Raw genomic sequence first — 19617 nt, forward strand, 5'->3', positions numbered from 1 at the left:
GGCTGTTACTTATTCCTCTTCAGGAAGTTCTTGACCATGTCCAGTGCCTTCTCTTCCTGTTCGATCCTCGCCTCGTGCCCTGGGTCGGACTTGCCGCCGAACCAGCTCCGCTCCAGCTTCCGTTCGCCGAGGCTCTCCGTCAGCTTCCCCTCCAGCTCTCGCGCCTGCTCCGGCGTCATGCCTTGCGTGTTGTTGGGGACCGGTCCGTGGAGTTTTCTTCCGTTGTTGTCGCGCCAGCTGCTGCGACCGCCACCGCCACCACCACCGCGCCCCCCGCCGCCCTTCCTCCCGCCGCGGGCCATCTGGGCCATGCCGTCCTGGACGGAACGGGGGCCCGACGTGCCCGGCCGTAAGGGGACGGTACGGCCGCCGGCGCCCGCGAGCGCCGGACGCGGCCCGCCCGGACCTCCGGGACGGCGCAGGTCGTCGAGGACGCGGCGCATGGGATCGGTGATGCGGCGGCGCACGATGGGGGCGATGACCTTGCCGGTGCCCTCGCTGCCCTCGCGCAGGATCTTCCCGACGACCTTGCGGCGCATGAGCACGCGCGCGGTGGCGGCGGTCACTCCCAGCGCCCCGCCGAACGCCAGCAGCCTGGTCAGCTCGACCGAGGTGTAGATCGCCTGGGTGCCCGCCGCGACCTTCACCGCCGACACCACCCCCGCGGCGCCTTCGAGCACCGCGGGAGCCAGCTTCAGCGCGGCGTTGGCCTGGGCGACGTGGCCGTTCTGCGTCCCCGTGCGCTCCCAGTGGTCCTGCATGGCGGTGGCGGACTCGCCTCGGTAGACCTGCTGCGTGGCGCGTACCGACGAGTCGGCCCCCGCCGCGGCGGGGACCGTGTTGGCGTGGGCCAGGCGCACGGCGCCGCTCTCCCGCCTGGCGTCGTCCTCGTCGAAGGTCGGGTAGGGCCCGAGCATCTGCATGACCCCGGCGGCCTCCGGGGGAAGTGTCACACCCACGTGCGGCCCAGGTTCTGCACGGCCTCGACGTTGGCGGCCTCGGTCTCGCCCGTGTTCTTCACCACGGCCTGCAGGCCCTCGCCGGTCGCGCTCATCTCCTGGGAGAGCCCGGAGAGCGCGGCCATGGACACCGCGCGGGATTCGGCGTACGTGCTGGTGAACACGGCGAAGAGGCCGTCGTCCCCCCAGGACGACACGCCATCCCCACGTCCGTGCATCGGCGCGAGAGAGGCGCCGTAGTCCTCCCCGTGGGTCCTGATCCGGGAGGCATCCTGCCCCACCGCCCCCAGAGCTATCTCAAGTCCCGTCATGTCAAATGACCATATAGGGGCATATCGCCGCGCGGGCAACACTTCCTGTTAATGAGAGCTACATCGCTCAGTAATGATCTTGTCGGTGTATGTCTAGACTTGGCGACCTGGTTTGCTCTCCTGACCACCCGGAGGTCGCCATGTCCTTCCCCTCACCCGACCACGACGCCGAATACCTGGAGGAGTACGCCGCCCAGGGCCGGCGGGTCATCCGTGACCTGCGCACGGCGCAGGCCGCGATCCGGCAGGTGGAAGGCCTGGCCAGGAGCAAGGACGGGCTGCTGGAGGCGGCCGCCGACGGCCAGGGCGGCCTGACCCGCCTGCGCATCGACCCGCGCGTTCTGCGGCTCGACGAGGCGACGCTCGGACGCGAGGTGACCGCCGTGCTCCAGGCGGCCCAGGAGGACGCGGCCCGCAAGGCGCAGGAGATCGCGGACGGAGCCATGGGGGCAGCGGACCTGCCCGAACCCCTCGACGAGACGTTCGTACGCCAGCGGGTCGAGCAGGCGGCCCGCGATCTTCTCTGAGCTCGGAGGCAAGCGTGTACCGCCATCCCTACGACCCGGCCAACATCAGGGAACAGGACCTGGACGAGGTCACCCGGCAGGGTGAGCGGATGCTGGCCTGGCTCGAAACCGCCCAGGAGGAGCTCGACAAGATCGTCGGCACCGGCGAGGCGGCCTCCGGCCAGGTCAAGGCGAAGGTCGACGTCAACGGGCGCGTCCTGAACGTCCGGTACGGCCCTCGCGCGACCCGCCTGGGCAGCCAGGAGCTGGCCGAGCAGACGCTCGCCGCGGTGGGCGAGGCGTGCGCGGACGCCCAGCGCCAGACCCACGACTTCATGCGCGAGGCCCTGCCCGGCTACGACCCTGCGGAGGCGAACGCCCAGTTCGAGCGCCTGCTGAACGACTGGGGCTGACCCGTCGTTCACGCGGGCGTGGGGAACGTCGCCTCGACGCGGAAGCCGCCGTCGCGGTCCTCCCCGGTCTCCAGGGTGCCGCCCACCAGCTCCACCTGCCGTCGCAGGTCCAGCAGCCCCATCCCGGGCCCGGCGCCGCCGACCCAGGCGTCCGGCTGGCCGGGGGTGTTGCGCACGGCGATCCGTACCGATCCCGGGAGATAGCGCACCCGCACCCGCGCCTCCGCCCCGGGCGCGTGCTTGCGGACGTTGGTGAGGGCCTCCTCGACCATCAGGTACGCGGTCCGCCCCACCACGCCCGAGACAGGCACCGGCGTGCCGTCCACCACCAGCTCCGCCGGCACGCCCGCGCAGGCCGACTCGGTGACCAGCGGCCGCAGGTCGGGCAGCGGCAGCCCCAGGTCGAACCCCTCCCCGGTGCCGCGCCGCAGCAGCGCCACCATGTGGCGCAGCTCGTCCAGCGCCTCGAACCCCGTCGCCCGGATCTCCTCCGCCGCCGCCCGCGCGCGCTCGTCTCCCGCCGCCATGGCGAGCACCCCGGCCTGCAGGACCATCCGGCTGACCCGGTGGGTCACGACGTCGTGCATCTCGCCCGCCAGCCGTTCGCGCTCGACCCGCTGGGTCCGCTCCGCCAGCTCGCGGCGCAGGCGCTCCCTGACAGCCACGTACATGCCGTACAGGGTGGCCAGGGCGAGCGCCGTCTCGGTGCGCAGGATCAGCGGGAGACGGTCGGGGAGCGACAGGACGGCCAGGGCCAGGATGATCACCGGCAGCCAGCGCTGGATGCCGCGGTATCGCCCCGCCGCGTACGCCATCGCGCCGTACGCGGCGAAGGCGCACGTCGGCGGCCAGATCGGCGCGCCGTCCGGCAACGGCACGTGCCAGATCACGGAGAGCACGGGCAGGGCGATCGCCGTGCCCGCGCTGACCCAGGCGACGGTGAGCGGCGCCCTGCGCGTCCAGAGCACCGGCACCGCCGCCGCGAGCAGGACCACGAGGACCGGGCCGGTGTAGCCGGTCGCCAGCGTCAAGCCTCCCGCGGCCAGGACCGCGACCGCGTCGATCGGCCGCGGACGGACACCGTCCACCGGCTCATCGTACGATCACGCACCGGCCCTGCCCAGCCTCCGACCGTGCGGGGTCAGGTCTTGGTGATGCGGACGGCGTCGGCGATGACGTACCCCGTCCCCGAGGTCCACCGGCTCACTCCGACCACGTTGTACGTGCCCGCCGCCAGCGTGTACGTGCCCAGCACCCGCCACTGCCCGCCGCTGGTGCGCTGGTCCACGGTGACCGTCTGGTTCCCGCCGGAGGCGGCCACGATGTACGGCGTCGCGCTGTTGTAGCCGGAGTCGGCCGGATGCCACACCTCCACCCGATACGTACCGGTGCTGGGGATGGTCGTCTGATACCAGGCGGGATCGCTGGCCGAGACCGGGTCGGCGAAACGGTAGTCGGTGCCGTGCAGCTGCCCGGAGAAGGCGGAGGTGCCCCAGTTCGCGCTGGCGGTGAAGCCCGCGTCCGAGTTGTCGATCACGACGCTGAACGCCTCGCCGGACGACCCCACGGGCTTGCCCGCGCTGGGCTGGCTCTCCTGGTGCGTGCGGTTGAGCGCGGTCACGTAGTAGGTGAACGCCCCGGAGGCGGCGGCCGGGTCCGTGAACGACGTCTTCCTGGTCGTCGTGACCAGGTTCCGGGCGTCGGCGAAGAAGCACGGGTCCGCGGCCGACTGCGACCCGTTCACCCGGTACACCGCGTAGGAGGTGCCCGAGCCCGTCCACGCGAGCTGGACGCCGCCCGAGCCCTGGGTGGCCGAGGTGATCGCGGGCGCCGCCGGCGCCGCCGCCGAGCCGCGGGCGGGCAGCAGCGCGGGCCGGGTGTAGTGGGCGTTCATCACCCGGGTGAACGACCCGATCCGGTCCGCCTTGACGTCCTTCGCGCTGAAGAAGATGTCCCCGGCCACCTCGGGGTGCCGCCGGTTGTCGGTCAGGTGGTCGCTGAGCTCCGCCGGGTCCTGCCAGGCGGCGTCCTGCCCGGAGGCTCCGGCGCGGTAGGCGGCCTGGCCGACCACGAGCTGCACGCCGGTGCCCCGCACCTGGTCGGACCACCAGGCCGTGAGCACCTCGTAGGCGGCGGCGGAGAAGCCGATGTGCCAGTAGATCTGGGGCGCGATGTAGTCCACCCAGCCCTGCTTGACCCACTTGCGGCTGTCGGCGTAGATCGCGTCGTACGACTGCAGCCCGGACGTACGCGAGCCCAGCGGGTCGGTCCCGGAGTTGCGCCAGATGCCGAACGGGCTGATCCCGAACGACACGTGCGACTTCGCGGCGTGAATGCGCTGGCCCAGCTCCTGCACGAGCAGGTTGACGTTGTTGCGCCGCCAGTCCGCGATGTTGCCGATCCCGCCGCCGTGCTGGGCGAAGGTGCTCGCGTCGGGGATGGTCTGGCCGTCGACCGGATAGGGGTAGAAGTAGTCGTCGAGGTGCACGCCGTCCACGTCGTACTTGGAGACGGCGTCCATGATCGCGTCCTGGATGAAGGCGCGTACCGCCGGGATGCCCGGGTTGTAGTAGAGCTTCCCGCCGTACGCGAAGCGCCACTCGGGGTGCTGCCGCGCCGGGTGCGTGGACACGAGCTTGCTCGGGTCGGCGTGGTTCGCGATCCGGTACGGGTTGAACCACGCGTGGAACTCCAGGTTGCGGGCATGCGCCTCGTTGACCATGAAGGCCAGCGGGTCGTACCCGGGGTTCCCGCCCTGGGTGCCGCTCAGCCACTCCGACCACGGCTCGAACGGAGACGGCCAGAACGCGTCGGCCGTGGGCCTGATCTGCACGACCACGGCGTTCATCCGCTTCTGCACGGCCAGGTCCAGCCACGCCCGGAACTCGGCCTGCTGCTTCGCCGCGCTCAGCCCGGTGGCGCTGGGCCAGTCGATGTTCGCGACCGACGAGATCCACATGGCCCTGAGCTGGCGTTTCGGGGTGGCGGGGTCGGTCGTGCAGGCGGCCGCGGCGGCCGCGGCGGCGGAGGAGGTGAAGGTCACGAGGTGGGAGAGTACGGCGAGGGCCGCGAGGGCGGTGCGCAGCGCGATCACGAAAAGAAGTTTCAGCGCCTTCAGATGAAAGCGCAATAGTCTTCACAACTTCGGTGGGGGCCCAATCTCGGGACTCCGAACAGACTACACCGGACAACCGCCGTCAAGGGGGAGAAAAGTTTCACCTAACACGCGAGTAATGTCAATTATCGACATAAGTCAGGAGGTGCCATACGGTGGGCGCGTCTAGCGGTCCACCGGAGGTAGCGGTCCCGCGCGCCCACGGTGCACGCGCTTACCACCAACGAGGAGCACCCATGACTCTCGCCCGCACGCGATTAGCGGCCCTCGCCACCTCGATACTCGCCGTCGTCCTCATCGCCGCAGGCCAGCCCGCCCTGGCCGTGGCCAAGGACAGCCCGCTCCAGGCGGCGTTCGCCAAGGCGGCCGCCGCGCAGGACGTCCCCCGCGACGTGCTCGTCGCGCTCGCCTACGCCGAGACGCACCTCGACGGCCACAAGGGCGAGCCCAGCGCCAGCGGCGGATACGGCGTGATGCACCTGGTCAGCAATCCGACCAACCACTCGCTCGAGAAGGCCGCCGAGCTCACCAAGCTCCCGGTCGACAAGCTGAAGGCCGACGACGAGGCGAACATCCTCGGCGGCGCGGCCGTGCTGCGTGCCCACGCCGACGGGCTGGGCCTCGACGAGACGGCCAGGAAGGACGCCGGGCGCTGGTACCAGGCCGTGGCCAAGTACGGCAACGCCTCCTCGCCCGAGCTGGCCCGCCTCTACGCCGACGCCGTGTACGAGCAGCTCGGCCTCGGCATCGACCTCCGCGGCGTCCAGGTCAAGCCGCAGGAGGTCACCGCCGACCGCGGCGAGCTCGCCAAGGCCCGCCAGCTGAACGCGCAGGCCGAAGTGGCCAGCCCCGACTACCCGCCGGCCGCGTGGGTGGCCGCCAGCTCCAGCAACTACACCGCCTCCAGCCGTCCGTCGGCCTATGCCATCGACCGGGTGATCATCCACGTCACCCAGGGCTCGTACGCCGGCACCATCTCCTGGTTCCAGAACTCCGCCGCGCAGGTCTCGGCCCACTACGTGGTCAAGTCCTCCAACGGCGCCATCACCCAGATGGTGCGTGACAAGGACATCGCCTGGCACGCCGGCAACTGGAGCTACAACACCAGGTCCATCGGCATCGAGCACGAGGGTTTCGTCGACGACGCCTCGTGGTTCACCGACGCGATGTACCGGGCTTCCGCGGCCCTGACCAAGGCCATCTGCGACAAGTACGGCATCCCGAAGGACCGCAGCCACATCATCGGCCACAACCAGGTCCCGGGCGCGACCCACACCGACCCGGGCCCGAACTGGAACTGGACCACGTACATGAACTACGTGACCGGTGGCGGCACCCCGTCGTGGTCGACGACCATCGACAACACCACCTCCGGCCAGTTCACCGCCAGCGCCAACTGGGGCACCTCCACCTACTCCAGCCAGCGCTACGGCGACGACTACCGCTTCGCCGACCCGGTCGCCGCCAGCGACCCGGCGTGGTACTCGGCGACCATCCCCAGCGCGGGGACGTACCGGGTCGAGGTCTGGTATCCGGATGATCCCGGGTACAACAGCTCGGCGCCGTACATCGTGGCGGCGTCGGGCGGCAACCAGACCGTCTACGTCGACCAGCGCTCCGGTGGAGGGGCCTGGAAGAGCCTGGGCACCTTCTCGCTCAACGCCGGCACGTACAACGCCGTCGGCGTGAGCCGCTGGACCTCGGGCACGGGCTACGTCGTCGCCGACGCGGTCCGCATCAGCCGGGTCTGAACCATTTCCGTACGGCTCGCGCCCTCTGCCAGAGGGTGCGAGCCGTACTGCTGCCCCGGCTCAGGCGGTGGCGCCGCCGTCGATCACGTGGTCCTGGCCCACGACGAAGCTCGACTCCGGCGACGACAGCCACAGGGCCGCCGCGGCGACCTCCTCGGGCGTGGCGACCCGGCCGATCGGCAGCGCGCCCTTCATCCGCTCGTCCCGCTCCTCCCGGGTCTCGCCGGGCCGCGTCGCCATGGGCGAGTCGATCGGGCCGGGGCTGACGGCGTTGATCCGCACGCCGTCGGCGATGTGGTCGCGGGCGGCGGTGCGGGTCAGGAAGCTCACCCCGGCCTTCGAGGCGGCGTACGCGGCGGCCCCGGGCAGCCGCCAGTGCGCGCCGAGGTTGGAGGCCACGTTGACGATGGTCCCGCCGCCGTTGGCGCGCATGTGGGCGATCTCGTGCTTCATCGACAGGAACACGCCCTTGAGGTTCACGGCCAGCGCGGTGTCCCAGACGTCCTCGTCGTAGTCGGCCAGCGGGGCGAGCATGCCGAAGACGCCGGCCGCGTTGAGCGCGACGTCGAGCCCGCCGTAGCGGGAGACCGCGGCCTCGACCATGGCGGCGACCTCCGCCGACCGGGTGACGTCCACGGCGAACGCGCTCGCCCGCCCGCCCCGCTCCTCGATCAGCTTCACGACCTCGGCCAGCCTGGCCTGGTCGCGCCCCGCGACCAGCACGGAAGCGCCCTCACCCGCGTACGCCAGCGCCGCGGCCCGTCCCAGGACCCCGCTCGCACCGGTCACCAGGGCGACCTTGCCCTCAAAGCGACTCATCTATTCAATACCAATCGTTCTCAAATTTGAACGGCCACCATGGCCTGGTCGACCGCGTCACGCAGGCGGCGCGGATCGGGGTCCGCCCTGCCGAGCACCCTGATGCCCTGGAGCAGCACGAGCAGGAACCTGGCCAGCGCGTACGGGTCCTTGCCCGCCGGGATCTCGCCCTGGGCGCGCGCCCTGACCAGGGTGGCGGCCAGCACGGCCTCCAGCCCCGCCCAGCTCTCCGTCACCTTGCGGGACACGGCGGCGTCGCGCGAGGCGAACTCCACCGCTGTATTCACCACCATGCAGCCCCGCCGCAGCTCGTCGGCCAGGCATTCCGCGACGTACGAGTCGAGGAAGGCCCGGACGGCGGGCAGCGCGGGCCCCGGCCGGGCCAGCCGCTCGACCACGTTGTGCTGGTCCAGGTAACGCTCCAGGGCCTTCAGGTAGAGCTCGCGCTTGCCGCCGAAGGTGCCGTAGATGCTCGCCCGCGCGATCCCGAGGTGCTCCACGAGGTCCGCCATCGACGTCGCCTCGTATCCGCGCTCCCAGAACAGCTCCAGGGCCTTCTGCAACGCGACCTCGGGATCGAACTCCTTGCTCCTCGCCACGGCACCAAGCTAGCACATTCGAGAACGATCGATCCAGTTATCTGGGCGTGAGCACCCACTGCCAGGAGCCGTCCTGGTCGGACCGGCGGTTCGCGCCGAGCTGCGTCATCCGCTGGCCGTCCACGCTCACCAGGACCAGCCCGTTGTTGAACTCGCTCTCGCACGACCCGGCGCACCCCATGGCGATGACGTTGTCGTCGTCGGCCCAGGCGTGCAGCTGCAGCACCCGCTGCTGCCCGGCGACCTGGCCCGTCCCCGCGTCCGTGATCTTGGTAGGCAGGCCGTCGGGGCCCAGGACCAGGCGGCCGTTCGGGGAGAGCGCCGAGATGCGCGAGTAGTCCACGTACCGGTCCCCCTTGGGCCACTCCGCCTGCTCGCCGTCCAGGGTGTAGAAGACCCGGTCCGGAGTGGTGCTGGTGGGCGCCCAGATCAACGTGCCGTCGAGGCTCCAGCCGAGGTCCTGGCGGCCGCTCATGTTGAAGATCTTCTCGTTGTCACGCCAGTCGGTCATCGGCGGCAGCTCGTGGTATTCGGCCGTGCCCGCCTCGACGTCGACGACGTAGTAGCCGGTACGCGGGCTGCTCCCGGGAACGGGGCCCGCCTGGTCGCCCTTCCCCCGCAGGATGTTCGGGTAGCCGGAGTACGCCGTGGCCAGGACCTTGGTGCCGTCGGGGGACCACGTGACCGACCCCACCGGGTGCTCCAGGTCGATCCACTTCAGGATCTGCCGGGTGTTCAGGTCGAGGATGCCCAGCCGCCTGCTGATCAGCTCCCCTTCCAGCACGGCGGCGACCTGCAGCCCCGGGGCCACGTCCACCCAGGCCCACGAGGTCTCCTCATAGCCGTCGGTCCGCGGGTCGTACAGCGACCACCTGTACACGAGCCGCTGCTCGTCGTCCGAGACCCGCTCCCGGCGGGTGGTGTAGTAGGCGGACACGGCCATGCGTCCCGCGGCGATCAGCTTGACCGGCGGGCTGTGCTCCGTGTCGGCCCGCACGTCGGTCGGCGCGGGCGACGGGCGCGGGGGCAGCGTGACGCCGGTGGCCGCGCGCATGGTGGCCTGCGGGTCGCGCACGTCCGGCCCGGTGCCGCGCAGGCCCACGGCGAACACGGCGATCGCCGTAACCAGCCCCACGGCCAGCACCGCCACGCCGACGGGCTTCCAGGCGCGCCTCCGCAGCGCCCGGTCGGCCAGATCGTGCGGCACCTTGGTCTCGTCGGCCCACTCCCTCAGCGTGTCGCGAAGCATTTGAGTCATTTGGCCACCTCCAGTTCCTGGGCCAGTTCGGGGGCGATCTCGCGCAGGCGGGCCAGCGACCTGTGCGCCGTGCTCCTGACCGTCCCGACGGAGCAGCCCAGCGCCCGCGCGACCTCCTGCTCGGGCAGGTCCTCGAAATACCGCAGCACCAGCACGGTGCGCTGCCGCGCCGTGAGCCGCGCCAGCGCCGACCGCAACACCATGCGCAGCTCGCTCTGGTGGTTGAGGTCCCGCTCGGCCGGCTCGGGCAGCGCCGCCTGCACGACCTCGCCGCGCCGCGTGCCCGCCCGCCACCAGCTGATCTGCTGGCGGTACATGATCTGCTTGGCGTACGCCTCGGGCGCCTCCACCCGCCGCCACTTGGCCGCCAGCTTCGCCAGCGCGGTCTGCACCAGATCCTCGGCCGCGTGCTGGTCACCGCCGGTGAGCAGGAACCCGAGCCGCATGAGTGCGGGAGAGCGTGCTGAGACGAACTCGCGGAAACGTTGCTCGTCCGCGGCGTCCACGATCACCTCCAGGGATAGACGTCACCCTCTCAGACGCCTCTCCACCGCCCCGCTATGCGTTCACTGGGCCAGAGGGTTGGGCACGGGCACGGACCTCATGTCACCGCCCCCGGCGTTCAGCCAGCGCAGCAGCAGGTTGGCCTTGGCCGGGATCTGCGTGGCGGCCAGCAGATCGCGCAGCTGGTCGGGGTCGCCGTGGTCCTTGGCGCACGCGGTGAACACCGTCCTGGCCCGTGCCCACAGTTCCCCTCGCAGCCCCGGATGGCGCTCGGCGAGAGCTCCCGCGATCTCGCAGAGGTTGTTGGTCACCAGGCAGTACACCAGCCGCTCCCACGCCTGCGCCCCGCCGACGCCCTTCAGCGGCGGGTGCCGCTCCGCGACGAGCTTGACGCCCTCGTGGTCGCGGAGGACGGCCTGCGCGGGGAACCCCTGCTCGTCCACCGCGATCAGCACGTTCTGCAGGTGGCACTCCAGCATGACCCCGTGGCGGAAATAGGCGTGCAGGAGCGGGGGCACCACGTGGTCGAGGTAGCGTTCCCACCACACGAGCGCCTGTTCCTCGCCCAGCCCGTCGAGCGGGTTGCCGGGGAAGCCCTCGCTGATCCCCGCCGCGAGCAGCACCGTCAGCCCCGGGCGCACGTGCTCGCGCAGCCCGTCGCGGACGATCACCGCCAGCGCCTCGCCGCCGTCCCCGTCCAGCTCGGCGCTGCGGTAGCCGCGGTCGCGCAGCACGGCGGGGCGCGCCACGTGGTCGGGCAGGTCGTCGAACGCCTGCCCGACGATGTCGGCGACCGCGCTCAGCCTGGTCAGGTCGCGCAACCACAGCCGCCGTACGTCGTTCGTGATCCGCACGTCCAGGCTGAACTTGCAGAACAGGTCCAGCTCGGGCAGATACACCGTACGGATCGACGAGGTCGGCGACGCGAGCACCCGGGTGACGCCCACGTGGCGCAGCGGCGGGCCGCCCAGCAGCTCCAGCTGCCAGGGATGCGCGGGCAGCAGCGCCAGGCCGTCGCCGGGAGGCGGCCCCAGCCGGTCGAGCGCGCCCGTCTCCCCCACCTCCACCAGTTGCCCGGCCGGCACGCCGAGCAGCGGCAGCGCGAAGCTCGCGTGCGCCTCCGGCGAGTACGGGAGCCAGGCGGCGGGCCCGCCCCCGCCGCGGGCCTTGGGCGCGGGGTGGTAGCGATGACCCGCGACGAGGGCCTGTTCGGAACGCAGGTAGAGGTCTGCGGGCGGCGTCGCGGCCCGCCTGGCGGCCAGCAGGGCGGCCATGACGTCCCGGCTGTGCGTGATCTCGGCGGGCAGCGTGTCGTTGGCGACCCCGGTCCCGGCGCGCAGTTCGGCGGCAGTCAGCGCGACCAGGTCGTCCAGCGAGAGCGGGCGCCAGCCGTCGGGCGTGCGGTGCTCGGCCCGGTCCGGGAACCGCCCTCCGGCGACGCGCAGGACCTGATCGGTCGCGGGCAGCAGGAAGCCGCCGGCACACGCGGGCCTGGCCACTTCGCGGATCAGGCAGTTGAGCAGTGCCGTCATCGCGAGGGCAGCGGCGCCTTTCTGTGCCTCTCGTGGAAAAGGAGGAAGGCCGTCGGTAGCTGCCATGGCGACCTTATCCCTACCATTTGTCCCTATTGATGCCAACAGGGTAGCTAATGGGCGTGTTTTCTGGAAATGGTGAGAAATATGAGGCGTTGGGAGGCGGAATTCGCGGCCGACCTTTCCCTGGTGCGTCCGGACCTTTCTGCGGCGTACATCGCGGCCCTTCCTGACGCGCGGGCCGCCGTCCTCGGTCGCCTCTGGCGCGGCCTCCTCCACGAACCGCTCCCCGGGCTCCAGGGCCCGCGTGACCAGGCCCACGTCACGCTGCCGGACGGACGCGTGCTCACGGGGCGGGCGCGGGAGCCGTACGACCTCGGGGGCGAGCCGGCGCTCTGGCTGGACGGCCACCCCCACACACACCCCGCCGAGCTGCTGGCCGCCCTCGGCCTGCCCGGCACCGCCGGGCTGGTCGAGGACCTGGACAACAGCGTGGCCTCGCTGGCGCTGTCCCGCGCGGAGCCCGCCCGCGTCCCGGCCACCCCCGAGGAGTACGAGCAGAGCGTGGTGGACGGCCATCCGTACCACCCGGGCTGCCGCAGCCGCCCCGGCGTCTCCGTGGCGGAGCAGCTCGCCTACATGCCGGAGCACCGCGCCGTCGTCCACCTGGACCTGCTCGCCCTGCCCGCCGCGGACTGCCTGGTCTCGGGCCCGTGGCCGGCCGCGCTCATGGACGGCGACCGGCTCCTGCTCCCCGTGCACCCCTGGCAGAGCGCCCACGTCCTGCCCGCGCTGGGCCTGCGACCGCACGTCACGGGCGCCGTCCCGGCCCGCCCGCTGATGTCCGTACGGACCCTCGCCCCCCTCGACGGCGGCCCGCACGTCAAGACGGCCTTCAGCACCCGGATGACCTCCGGCGTCAGGGACATCTCCCCCGACTCGGTCCGCGACTGCGTCCACCTGTCGGACCTGCTCTCCACCCTGTCCGCCCGGCTGGGCGGGCGGCTCGGCATCGCCCGCTACCTGGCCGGCGCCGCCGGGAGGGTGAACGGCGAGCACAGCCCCGACGTGTCCGCCCTGCTCCGCGAGCCGACCGGGAACGCGATCCCCGTCGGGGCCGTCACCCGCGCGACGGTGCGGGACCCGGCGGCCTGGCTGGCCGCGTTCGCCCGCCTGGTCTGGCGGGACGCCCTGGGCCTGCTGGCGCTCGGCGTGGCGCTGGAGGCGCACGGCCAGAACCTGCTGGTCGAGCTCGACCGGGACGCTCTCCCGCGCCGGCTGGTCTACCGCGACCTGGCCGACGTCAGGATCAGCCCGGCCCGGCTCGCCCGCAACGGGATCGAGGTGCCGCCGGTCAGCGCCAGGCTGCTCACGGACGACCCAGGGATGCTGCACGCCAAGCTCTTCGGCGGGCTCGTCGGCACCACGTTCGGCAGCCTGATCGCGCTGTTCTGCCAGGGCGACCGGGCCGCCGAGTCCCGGCTGTGGGACGTCGTGGCCACCGCCGCGCGCTCCGCGGAGTTCCCGTGCGCCGAGGACCGCAGGGCGCTGTTCGGCCCGCACCTCACGGTCAAGGCCCACCTGCTCGCCCGCCTGGAGGGCGCGCCGCCCGGCGACAGCTGGACCAGGCTGCCCAACCCGCTCCGCGCCTGACGGGTCAGCGCTGGTCGGGTCAGCGCTGGTCAGGTCTGGCGGCGAGCTCGGCGATGGGGAGGCGGCGGAAGGCGATGCTCTCGTACGGGCCGAAGTCGCCGGTCTCGAACAGCAGGCCCACCGTGTCCCCGTCCACCCGGACCAGGTCGGAGTAGGCCGCCGGCAGGCCCGACACCGTGTGCGCGACCCGCCAGGTCACGCCCAGGTCGTCGCTGGCGCGTACCGTCATCAGCGCCCGCGCGTCCGGGGCCGCCGGGCCCGAGAACAGGAGCACGTCCGGCGACGAGCACCACAGCGTGCTGCCCTCCACCACCGGCCCCACCAGCCCCGCCTGGGGCCGGAAGGGCAGCAGGAGCGTCTGGCCGCCGTCGGCGGAGTAGGCGTCGGCCCTGGTGCCCGGGGCGGTGGACTCGGTGCGCGTGTTGAGGTACAGGCGCCCGTCCGGCAGTTCGGTCGCCGTGGTCTCGTTGACGTTGACGTACCCGTCCGGGTTGTCGTCGACGTACCCGATGCGCCAGGTCTGGCCGCCGTCGTCGCTCAGCAGCCCGTGGCCGCCGTTGTACTTGCCCTCGGTCCCGTTGTCGGCCCCGGAGGGCGGCAGCGAGTGGTTGGCGGGCACCACGATCCGGCCGCTCCGCAGCGCGACGGCGTGCCCGGGAGCGGTCGCGTACCAGCGCCACTCGGAGCGCTTCACGCTGCCGGTGATCTCACGGGGCGCCGGCCAGGTGGCCCCGTCGTCCGAGCTGACCTGCACGAACACCCGCCGCCCGGCGTCCGCCGGCACCTGGCCGCGCCTGATCTTGTCCTCGGTGGCCTGCGGCCCCTGCCGGACGAAGACCAGCACGATCCGGCCGTCGGCCAGCGCCACGGGCGCGGGATTGCCTGCGGTGCCCCGGCGCGACTCCGTGGCGACCACCTGCAGGGGCCCCCACGTCCTGCCCCCGTCCGTGGACCTCCTGAGCACGACGTCGATGTGACCGGAGTCGCCGGCCGAGGCATGCCGCCCCTCCGCGAACGCCAGCACGGTGCCCGCCTTCGTCACCACCGCCGCTGGGATCCGGTACGTGTTGTAGCCGTCCGTCCGCTGCCGGTACGGCACCGACGTCGGGTAACGATCCGCCATGCGGGCACGCTACGACCCCTGGGTGAACGAGACGTGAAGACGAATGTGACAGGCGGTGGAGGAGGGATGTAAGCGACAGGGGAGGCGCCGAACGGCCGGGCTTGCGCGAAATCCCCGCGGAGGGCATGAAAGAGTTCATCTCATATGGCGAGCGCTTCTGGAGGCGTGGTGGCTGACGAGTTCGACGTCATCGTGATCGGTGCCGGTCCCGCCGGCGAGAACGTCGTGGACCGGGCCGTCCACGGCGGCCTGACCGCGGCGATCGTGGAGGATCGGCTGGCCGGCGGCGAGTGCGCCTACTGGGCGTGCGTCCCGAGCAAGGCGCTGCTGCGGCCGGTCGACCTGATGGGCGAGGTGGCGCGGGTCCCGGGGCTCTCGCTGGGCCCCGTCGACGCGGAGGCCGTGCTGGCCCGGCGCGACGAGACCGTCTCGAACTACAACGACGCCGGGCAGGTGCGGTGGATCGAGAGCGTGCCGGCCGAGTTCGTACGCGGGCACGGGCGGCTCGACGGCCCCAAGCGCGTGCGCGTCACCACCGAGGACGGCGGCGAGCGGGTGCTGACGGCCCGGCAGGCCGTCGTCCTGGCCACCGGCAGCACGGCCGCCCTCCCCCGGGTTCCCGGGCTGGTCGAGGCGGAGCCCTGGACCAGCCACGAGGTGACCGCGGCCCGCGCCGTCCCCGAGCGGCTGGCCGTGCTCGGCGGCGGCGTGGTCGCCTGCGAGATGGCGCAGGCCATGCACGGTCTCGGCGCGCGGCAGACCACCGTCCTCGTGCGCGGCGGCGGGCTGCTGGCCAGGATGGAGCCGTTCGCGGGAGAGCTGGTGACCGAGTCGTTCGCGGAGTCGGGCATCGAGGTACGCACCCGTACTGACACCGTCAGGGTCGAGCGCCCCGAGCCCGGTGGGAAGGTGACGGTCCACCTGTCCGAGGGGCCCCCGGTGGAGGCGGACGAGCTGCTGGTCGCGACCGGCCGCCGGCCCGCCACCGGCACCATAGGCCTGAGCACGGTCGGCCTGGCCGACGGCGCGTACGTCGAGGTGGACGACAGCATGCGGGCGACCGGCGTCCCCGAGGGCTGGCTGTACGCCGTCGGCGACGTCAACGGGCGCGCGCTGCTCACGCACATGGGCAAGTACCAGGCCAGGATCTGCGGCGACGTGATCGCCGCGCGGGCGCGCGGCGACGAGCTGCCCGCGATGCGGGATCTGGCCGACGGGTTCGGCGCGCCGCAGGTCGTCTTCACCGATCCGCAGGTCTGCGCGGTCGGCAGGACGGAGGCGGTGGCCCGGGAGGACGGGTTCCGGGTGCGCGTGGTGGATTACGACCTGGGGTCGGTCACCGGGGCCTACCTGCTGGGCGACGGCTACCGCGGCCGGGCCAGGGCCGTGGTGGACGAGGACAGGAAGGTGCTGCTCGGCGTCACGTTCGTCGGGCCGGGCACGGCCGAGCTGCTGCACAGCGCCACGATCGCGGTGACGGGCGAGGTGCCGCTGGAGCGCCTCTGGCACGCCGTCCCGTCCTTCCCGACGGTCAGCGAAGTGTGGCTGCGCCTGCTGGAGGAGTACGGACTCTGAGGTCCGGTCAGGGGCTTGGACCGGGGGCGGTGAAGCGCGATCGGGGAGACGTCGGCGAGCCGTCGGCTCCCGATCGCAGCATCAGCTCCGCCACCGTCTCCTCGACGCTCTCCCGCAGCTCCACCCGCGACAGCAGGTCCGTCAGCCGCAGCACCGACAGCAGGTGGTCCGACGGCCGGACCAGGATGATCCGGCCGCTCCCCTGCTCCTCCATCCGCTGCATCGCCATGGCCAGCACCCCGATGACGGACGAGTCGTAGAAGTCCAGATCAGCCAGATCGAGCACGAGTACGGGCCCCGCCGTCCAGTCCCACACCGCGTTGACGCAGGCGCTGAAGCGGACCCGGCCCGCGTGGTCGAGTTCGCCGCGGGCGCGCAGGACCGTGCAGTGGAGGTGCCGGATCGTCTCTATGCGCAAGCCGTTCCTCACATAAGGATGACTTCCCCTTGAGCGGCGATATCACAGATTATTGCCAATTTTTAGACCTCACGGCCGAGTGGCCCATCCAGCAGCTTGCGCAGGATCGCGGCGAGGGCCTCGGTGTCCTCGGGAGTGAGCGGGGCGGCCAGGCGGGCCAGGTTCGCGGCGTGCTCGGTGAGCGTCTCGTCGATGACCCGCAGGCCCTCGTCGGTCAGCCGGACGCGGAAGCTGCGCCGGTCGGCGGGGTCGAGGCTGCGCTCGACCAGCCCCGCCGCCTCCAGCCGGTCGAGCCGGTTGGTCATGCCGGCCCGCGACATCATCAGCACCGCCGACAGCTCCGACGGGATCAGCGTGTACGGCGGCCCGGCCCGGCGCAGCGCGGCCAGCACGTCGAACTCCCCCTGCCGCAGCCCGCGCCTGGTGAGAACCCGGTCGACCCGCGGCTCCAGGACACGCATCACCTGGGCCAGCCGCCCGAAGACACCCATGGCCGTCAGGTCGAGGTCAGGCCGCTCGCGCCGCCACTCCCCGATGATCCGTTCGACAGCGTCGCCCATGACCCCGCATTTTATTCGAGCCGGGATAGTTCACACCCGTACTAGTGCGTGGCGGCCGACTCCAGCGTCGGCACCGCGCCCAGGCACTGGCCCATGACCACCAGGAACGGCGAGCTCGTGGGGCAGGGCAGCATGAGCTCGGTGAAGTTGCCGTCAGTGCGCTGCTCGGGCAGCTCCACGTCCCCGTCCCTGATGCTGATGACGCGCTCCACCGGCGGCGCCGCCATGCCCAGCAGCTTCCTGGTGGCGTGGCGCATCCAGCGCAGCTCGCTGTTCACCCGCCGCCACGTCGCGGGGATGAGGCTGGCCGGCTCCGCCTTGGTGCCCAGCCTGAACATGACGCGACCGCTCGACCCGAACGTGTCCTTCAGCACCGGGTTGACCACGAACATGCCCGAGCGCAGCACGCGCGTGCCCTGCCGGTTGCGGTTGACCACGCCGCCCGCGCTGATCAGCGTGGACGCCTCGCAGCGCAAGCCGTCGAGCGTGTCGGGGTCGAAGTCCATCGCCGGCGGCTCCTCGAACACCACCTTGTCCAGCCGCAGCCCGGCCACGCCGTCGGGCATGACGTGGCCCGACACGGCCTGGCGCGCCTCCTCGCAGACCCCGTCGCCCTCCATGATGTCCAGCACCTCGACGCAGATCAGCCCGTCGTCGGGGATCTCCTCCGCGGTCAGGTCGAAGGCCACCTGGCCGTGCGCCCGCCGCCCCCTGAGCAGCACGCACTGGCGCAGCCGCCCCTGGGAGCGGACCTGCACCAGGCGCGGCTGCGAGCCGACCAGGTCGGTCTTGCCGGCGTACCAGCCGCTCACGGACCGGTCGTCGGTCGACAGCGACACCAGCACCCGGAGGGAGCGCCCCTGCGCCGAGACCTTGAACCCGGCCAGCCCCGAGGTCTCGAACCTGCCCACGATCGAGGTGCCCCGCTGCAGCCTGTCGGTCACCTGCAGCGCGGGGATCTGGCCGCTGCGCACGTGGACGGGCGGGATCGCGGGGAGGATCAGCTGGTCCAGCTCGGTGGCGGATCCTGGGGTGCTCATGGGGTGCTCCTCGTGAATGACGACTCTTCCTGGTCGTGGAAGCTGCTCATGGGGTCTTCCTCGTGGCGGACGACATCGCCGAACCGCGGGAACCGGTCGAAGCTGTTCCTGATGAACGGCCCCGCCGGGTCGTGGAAGTCGAACCGCGTGAGCATGGGTTCGCGCCTGGTCCACATGCGGGCGACCGCGCTGTAGAGCGGGTCGCCGTCGCGCTCCACGTGCCACAGGTTCACGGCGAGCGCCCGCGCGTAGTCGACGCCGTACTCCCAGTGCGGCAGGAGCTGGGTGGGCACGTCGGCGCCGCAGCGGCGCAGCCAGAGCCACAGGCGGGCGCGGTCGCGCTGGTCGGGCTCCAGGATGGACTCGCCCTTCTCGTGCTTGGCGATGGCCTCGTCCAGCCACAGGCGGATGTCCGACGAGTCGCGGGCCACGTGCGTGGCGCCGCAGGCGCTCCCCACCGACCAGCCCGCCTGGACGACCGGGATGCCGAACGCGGGCAGGTCGCTGTCGCTGAACGTGACGCAGACGTCCGCCATGCTCCAGAGGAGGTTCGTGGACAGGGCGCCCGTCACGCACCGCACGCGGGAGTGCGGATAGCCGACGGGGTCGAGGAACAGCCAGTTCGCCGACGGGTCCGACGAGGCGTAGTCCACCGTCGACCGGAACAGGTCGCTGTCCTCCCCCGGCGTGTGGCCGAGGACCGCGACGGTCGGTCGCTGCGGGTCCAGGCCCAGGCGGGCGCAGCCGTAGTTGCGCAGCTGGCGGCGCTCGGTCTCCGTGCGGACCTGGTAGCCGCTCTTGGCCCGCCAGGCCGTCCGCTCCGCGCCCGGCCTGATCGTGTCCCTGAACGGCCACACGTGCCGCCCGAAGAACGCGCCGACCCGGGCGGGCAGCTCCTCGCGGAACGAGCAGGGCCCCTGGTCGGGGAAGATCGCGTACGCCTTCAGCGACCCCGTCCCGTGGACGTGCACGACCGGGATATCCCTGGTCACGTACGGGTCCGCCCGGCTGGTCACCAGCGCGGCCGGCGGCACCCGCGGTCGCCCGTCCCCCTCGGCCCCGAACACCTCCGCCAGCCCCCGCCACTCCGGCTCGACCAGCGCGAACAGCCGCGCAGAGAGCAGCTCGCAGACCGCCTTCGCGACCATGAGCGTCCGTACCACGACCCGGATGTCCTGGTCGAACGCCTCGGCCACGACGCAGCTCTCACCGCTGGGGCTCTCGCCCCAATATGTCCTGGCAGCGGCGAGCAACCGATCGAAATGCTCGCCATCTCCGACACGACGCATAAGTCCCCCCACCACGACCGGCAGGAAACAGACATTGCCAGACCGGTGGACACCCACCCGCTCGTCAACACGCTTCTTTGCCCGCACCTGGCAGAAACTGAAGATCGTCACACGTGCCGCAGGGGCCCCACCCGGCACGATCCGGCGCTATGCGGCCAGACTTAGAAAAAACGGGCTTCCGCGCGAACAAAC

General features: G+C 71.9%; 19 protein-coding genes. 5 read left to right on the plus strand and 14 right to left on the minus strand.

Features of this window, described 5'->3' with window-relative positions:
- Positions 1–5: 5 nt before the first annotated feature.
- A complete protein-coding gene (locus ACIBQ1_RS25265; RefSeq protein WP_397281188.1) occupies positions 6–953 on the minus strand; it encodes a hypothetical protein in 948 nt (315 codons plus the stop codon).
- Positions 950–1270 carry a hypothetical protein gene (locus ACIBQ1_RS25270; RefSeq protein ID WP_397281190.1) on the minus strand — a complete coding sequence of 107 codons (321 nt, stop codon included), beginning with the start codon at positions 1268–1270 and terminating at the stop codon, positions 950–952. The genes ACIBQ1_RS25265 and ACIBQ1_RS25270 overlap by 4 nt, the downstream gene beginning before the upstream one ends.
- A gap of 140 nt (positions 1271–1410) precedes the next feature.
- Here ACIBQ1_RS25270 and ACIBQ1_RS25275 point away from each other — a divergent pair, with 140 nt between their 5' ends.
- Together ACIBQ1_RS25275 and ACIBQ1_RS25280 are read left to right on the plus strand one after the other, a co-directional pair.
- The gene (locus ACIBQ1_RS25275; RefSeq protein WP_397281192.1) at positions 1411–1797 is read left to right on the plus strand and encodes a YbaB/EbfC family nucleoid-associated protein; all 387 of its coding nucleotides are present in this window, start codon (positions 1411–1413) and stop codon (positions 1795–1797) included.
- 14 nt (positions 1798–1811) lie between these two features.
- Positions 1812–2189 carry a YbaB/EbfC family nucleoid-associated protein gene (locus ACIBQ1_RS25280; RefSeq protein ID WP_397281194.1) on the plus strand — a complete coding sequence of 126 codons (378 nt, stop codon included), beginning with the start codon at positions 1812–1814 and terminating at the stop codon, positions 2187–2189.
- Positions 2190–2197: 8 nt separating this feature from the next.
- Here the strand turns inward: ACIBQ1_RS25280 and ACIBQ1_RS25285 are convergent, their stop codons facing one another.
- Positions 2198–3277 (minus strand): sensor histidine kinase, encoded by a 1080-nt coding sequence (locus ACIBQ1_RS25285; RefSeq protein ID WP_397281196.1) that lies wholly within the window; start codon positions 3275–3277, stop codon positions 2198–2200.
- 53 nt (positions 3278–3330) lie between these two features.
- A complete protein-coding gene (locus ACIBQ1_RS25290; RefSeq protein WP_397281198.1) occupies positions 3331–5283 on the minus strand; it encodes a family 10 glycosylhydrolase in 1953 nt (650 codons plus the stop codon).
- A gap of 257 nt (positions 5284–5540) precedes the next feature.
- Here ACIBQ1_RS25290 and ACIBQ1_RS25295 point away from each other — a divergent pair, with 257 nt between their 5' ends.
- Positions 5541–7055 (plus strand): N-acetylmuramoyl-L-alanine amidase, encoded by a 1515-nt coding sequence (locus ACIBQ1_RS25295; RefSeq protein WP_397281200.1) that lies wholly within the window; start codon positions 5541–5543, stop codon positions 7053–7055.
- Between the two features lie 60 nt (positions 7056–7115).
- On the opposite strand, the gene ACIBQ1_RS25300 is transcribed toward ACIBQ1_RS25295, so the two are convergent.
- Genes ACIBQ1_RS25300 through ACIBQ1_RS25320 form a run of 5 tightly spaced genes read right to left on the minus strand, consistent with a single transcriptional unit; the run spans position 7116 to position 11767 of the window.
- Positions 7116–7874 carry an SDR family NAD(P)-dependent oxidoreductase gene (locus ACIBQ1_RS25300; protein WP_397281202.1) on the minus strand — a complete coding sequence of 253 codons (759 nt, stop codon included), beginning with the start codon at positions 7872–7874 and terminating at the stop codon, positions 7116–7118.
- 20 nt (positions 7875–7894) lie between these two features.
- Positions 7895–8473 carry a TetR/AcrR family transcriptional regulator gene (locus tag ACIBQ1_RS25305; protein WP_397281204.1) on the minus strand — a complete coding sequence of 193 codons (579 nt, stop codon included), beginning with the start codon at positions 8471–8473 and terminating at the stop codon, positions 7895–7897.
- Positions 8474–8510: 37 nt separating this feature from the next.
- Entirely contained in the window at positions 8511–9731 is a 1221-nt protein-coding gene (locus ACIBQ1_RS25310) for a hypothetical protein (RefSeq protein ID WP_397281206.1), read from the minus strand.
- Entirely contained in the window at positions 9728–10237 is a 510-nt protein-coding gene (locus ACIBQ1_RS25315) for a SigE family RNA polymerase sigma factor (protein ID WP_397281207.1), read from the minus strand. The genes ACIBQ1_RS25310 and ACIBQ1_RS25315 overlap by 4 nt, the downstream gene beginning before the upstream one ends.
- A 60-nt stretch (positions 10238–10297) precedes the next feature.
- Entirely contained in the window at positions 10298–11767 is a 1470-nt protein-coding gene (locus tag ACIBQ1_RS25320; protein WP_397281209.1) for an IucA/IucC family C-terminal-domain containing protein, read from the minus strand.
- 147 nt (positions 11768–11914) lie between these two features.
- Here ACIBQ1_RS25320 and ACIBQ1_RS25325 point away from each other — a divergent pair, with 147 nt between their 5' ends.
- On the plus strand, positions 11915–13420 hold the full coding sequence (locus tag ACIBQ1_RS25325; protein ID WP_397281211.1) for an IucA/IucC family protein: 1506 nt from the start codon (positions 11915–11917) through the stop codon (positions 13418–13420).
- Between the two features lie 19 nt (positions 13421–13439).
- Here ACIBQ1_RS25325 and ACIBQ1_RS25330 read toward each other — a convergent pair whose 3' ends face one another.
- Entirely contained in the window at positions 13440–14543 is a 1104-nt protein-coding gene (locus ACIBQ1_RS25330; RefSeq protein ID WP_397281213.1) for an exo-alpha-sialidase, read from the minus strand.
- A 168-nt stretch (positions 14544–14711) separates the two neighbouring features.
- On the opposite strand from ACIBQ1_RS25330, the gene ACIBQ1_RS25335 reads away from it, so the two are divergent.
- Positions 14712–16118, plus strand: a complete 1407-nt coding sequence (locus ACIBQ1_RS25335; protein ID WP_397281214.1) for a dihydrolipoyl dehydrogenase family protein — start codon at positions 14712–14714, stop codon at positions 16116–16118.
- Between the two features lie 7 nt (positions 16119–16125).
- On the opposite strand, the gene ACIBQ1_RS25340 is transcribed toward ACIBQ1_RS25335, so the two are convergent.
- The 4 genes from ACIBQ1_RS25340 to ACIBQ1_RS25355 form a co-directional block, all read right to left on the minus strand.
- On the minus strand, positions 16126–16536 hold the full coding sequence (locus ACIBQ1_RS25340; RefSeq protein WP_397281215.1) for an STAS domain-containing protein: 411 nt from the start codon (positions 16534–16536) through the stop codon (positions 16126–16128).
- A gap of 62 nt (positions 16537–16598) precedes the next feature.
- A complete protein-coding gene (locus ACIBQ1_RS25345) occupies positions 16599–17096 on the minus strand; it encodes a MarR family winged helix-turn-helix transcriptional regulator (protein WP_397281217.1) in 498 nt (165 codons plus the stop codon).
- A gap of 41 nt (positions 17097–17137) precedes the next feature.
- A complete protein-coding gene (locus ACIBQ1_RS25350) occupies positions 17138–18136 on the minus strand; it encodes a hypothetical protein (protein WP_397281219.1) in 999 nt (332 codons plus the stop codon).
- Positions 18133–19425, minus strand: a complete 1293-nt coding sequence (locus ACIBQ1_RS25355) for a hypothetical protein (protein WP_397281221.1) — start codon at positions 19423–19425, stop codon at positions 18133–18135. Before ACIBQ1_RS25355 ends, ACIBQ1_RS25350 begins: the two co-directional genes overlap by 4 nt.
- Between the last annotated feature and the right edge of the window lie 192 nt (positions 19426–19617).

This window comes from Nonomuraea sp. NPDC050153 (assembly GCF_044460125.1).
Taxonomy (GTDB): domain Bacteria; phylum Actinomycetota; class Actinomycetes; order Streptosporangiales; family Streptosporangiaceae; genus Nonomuraea.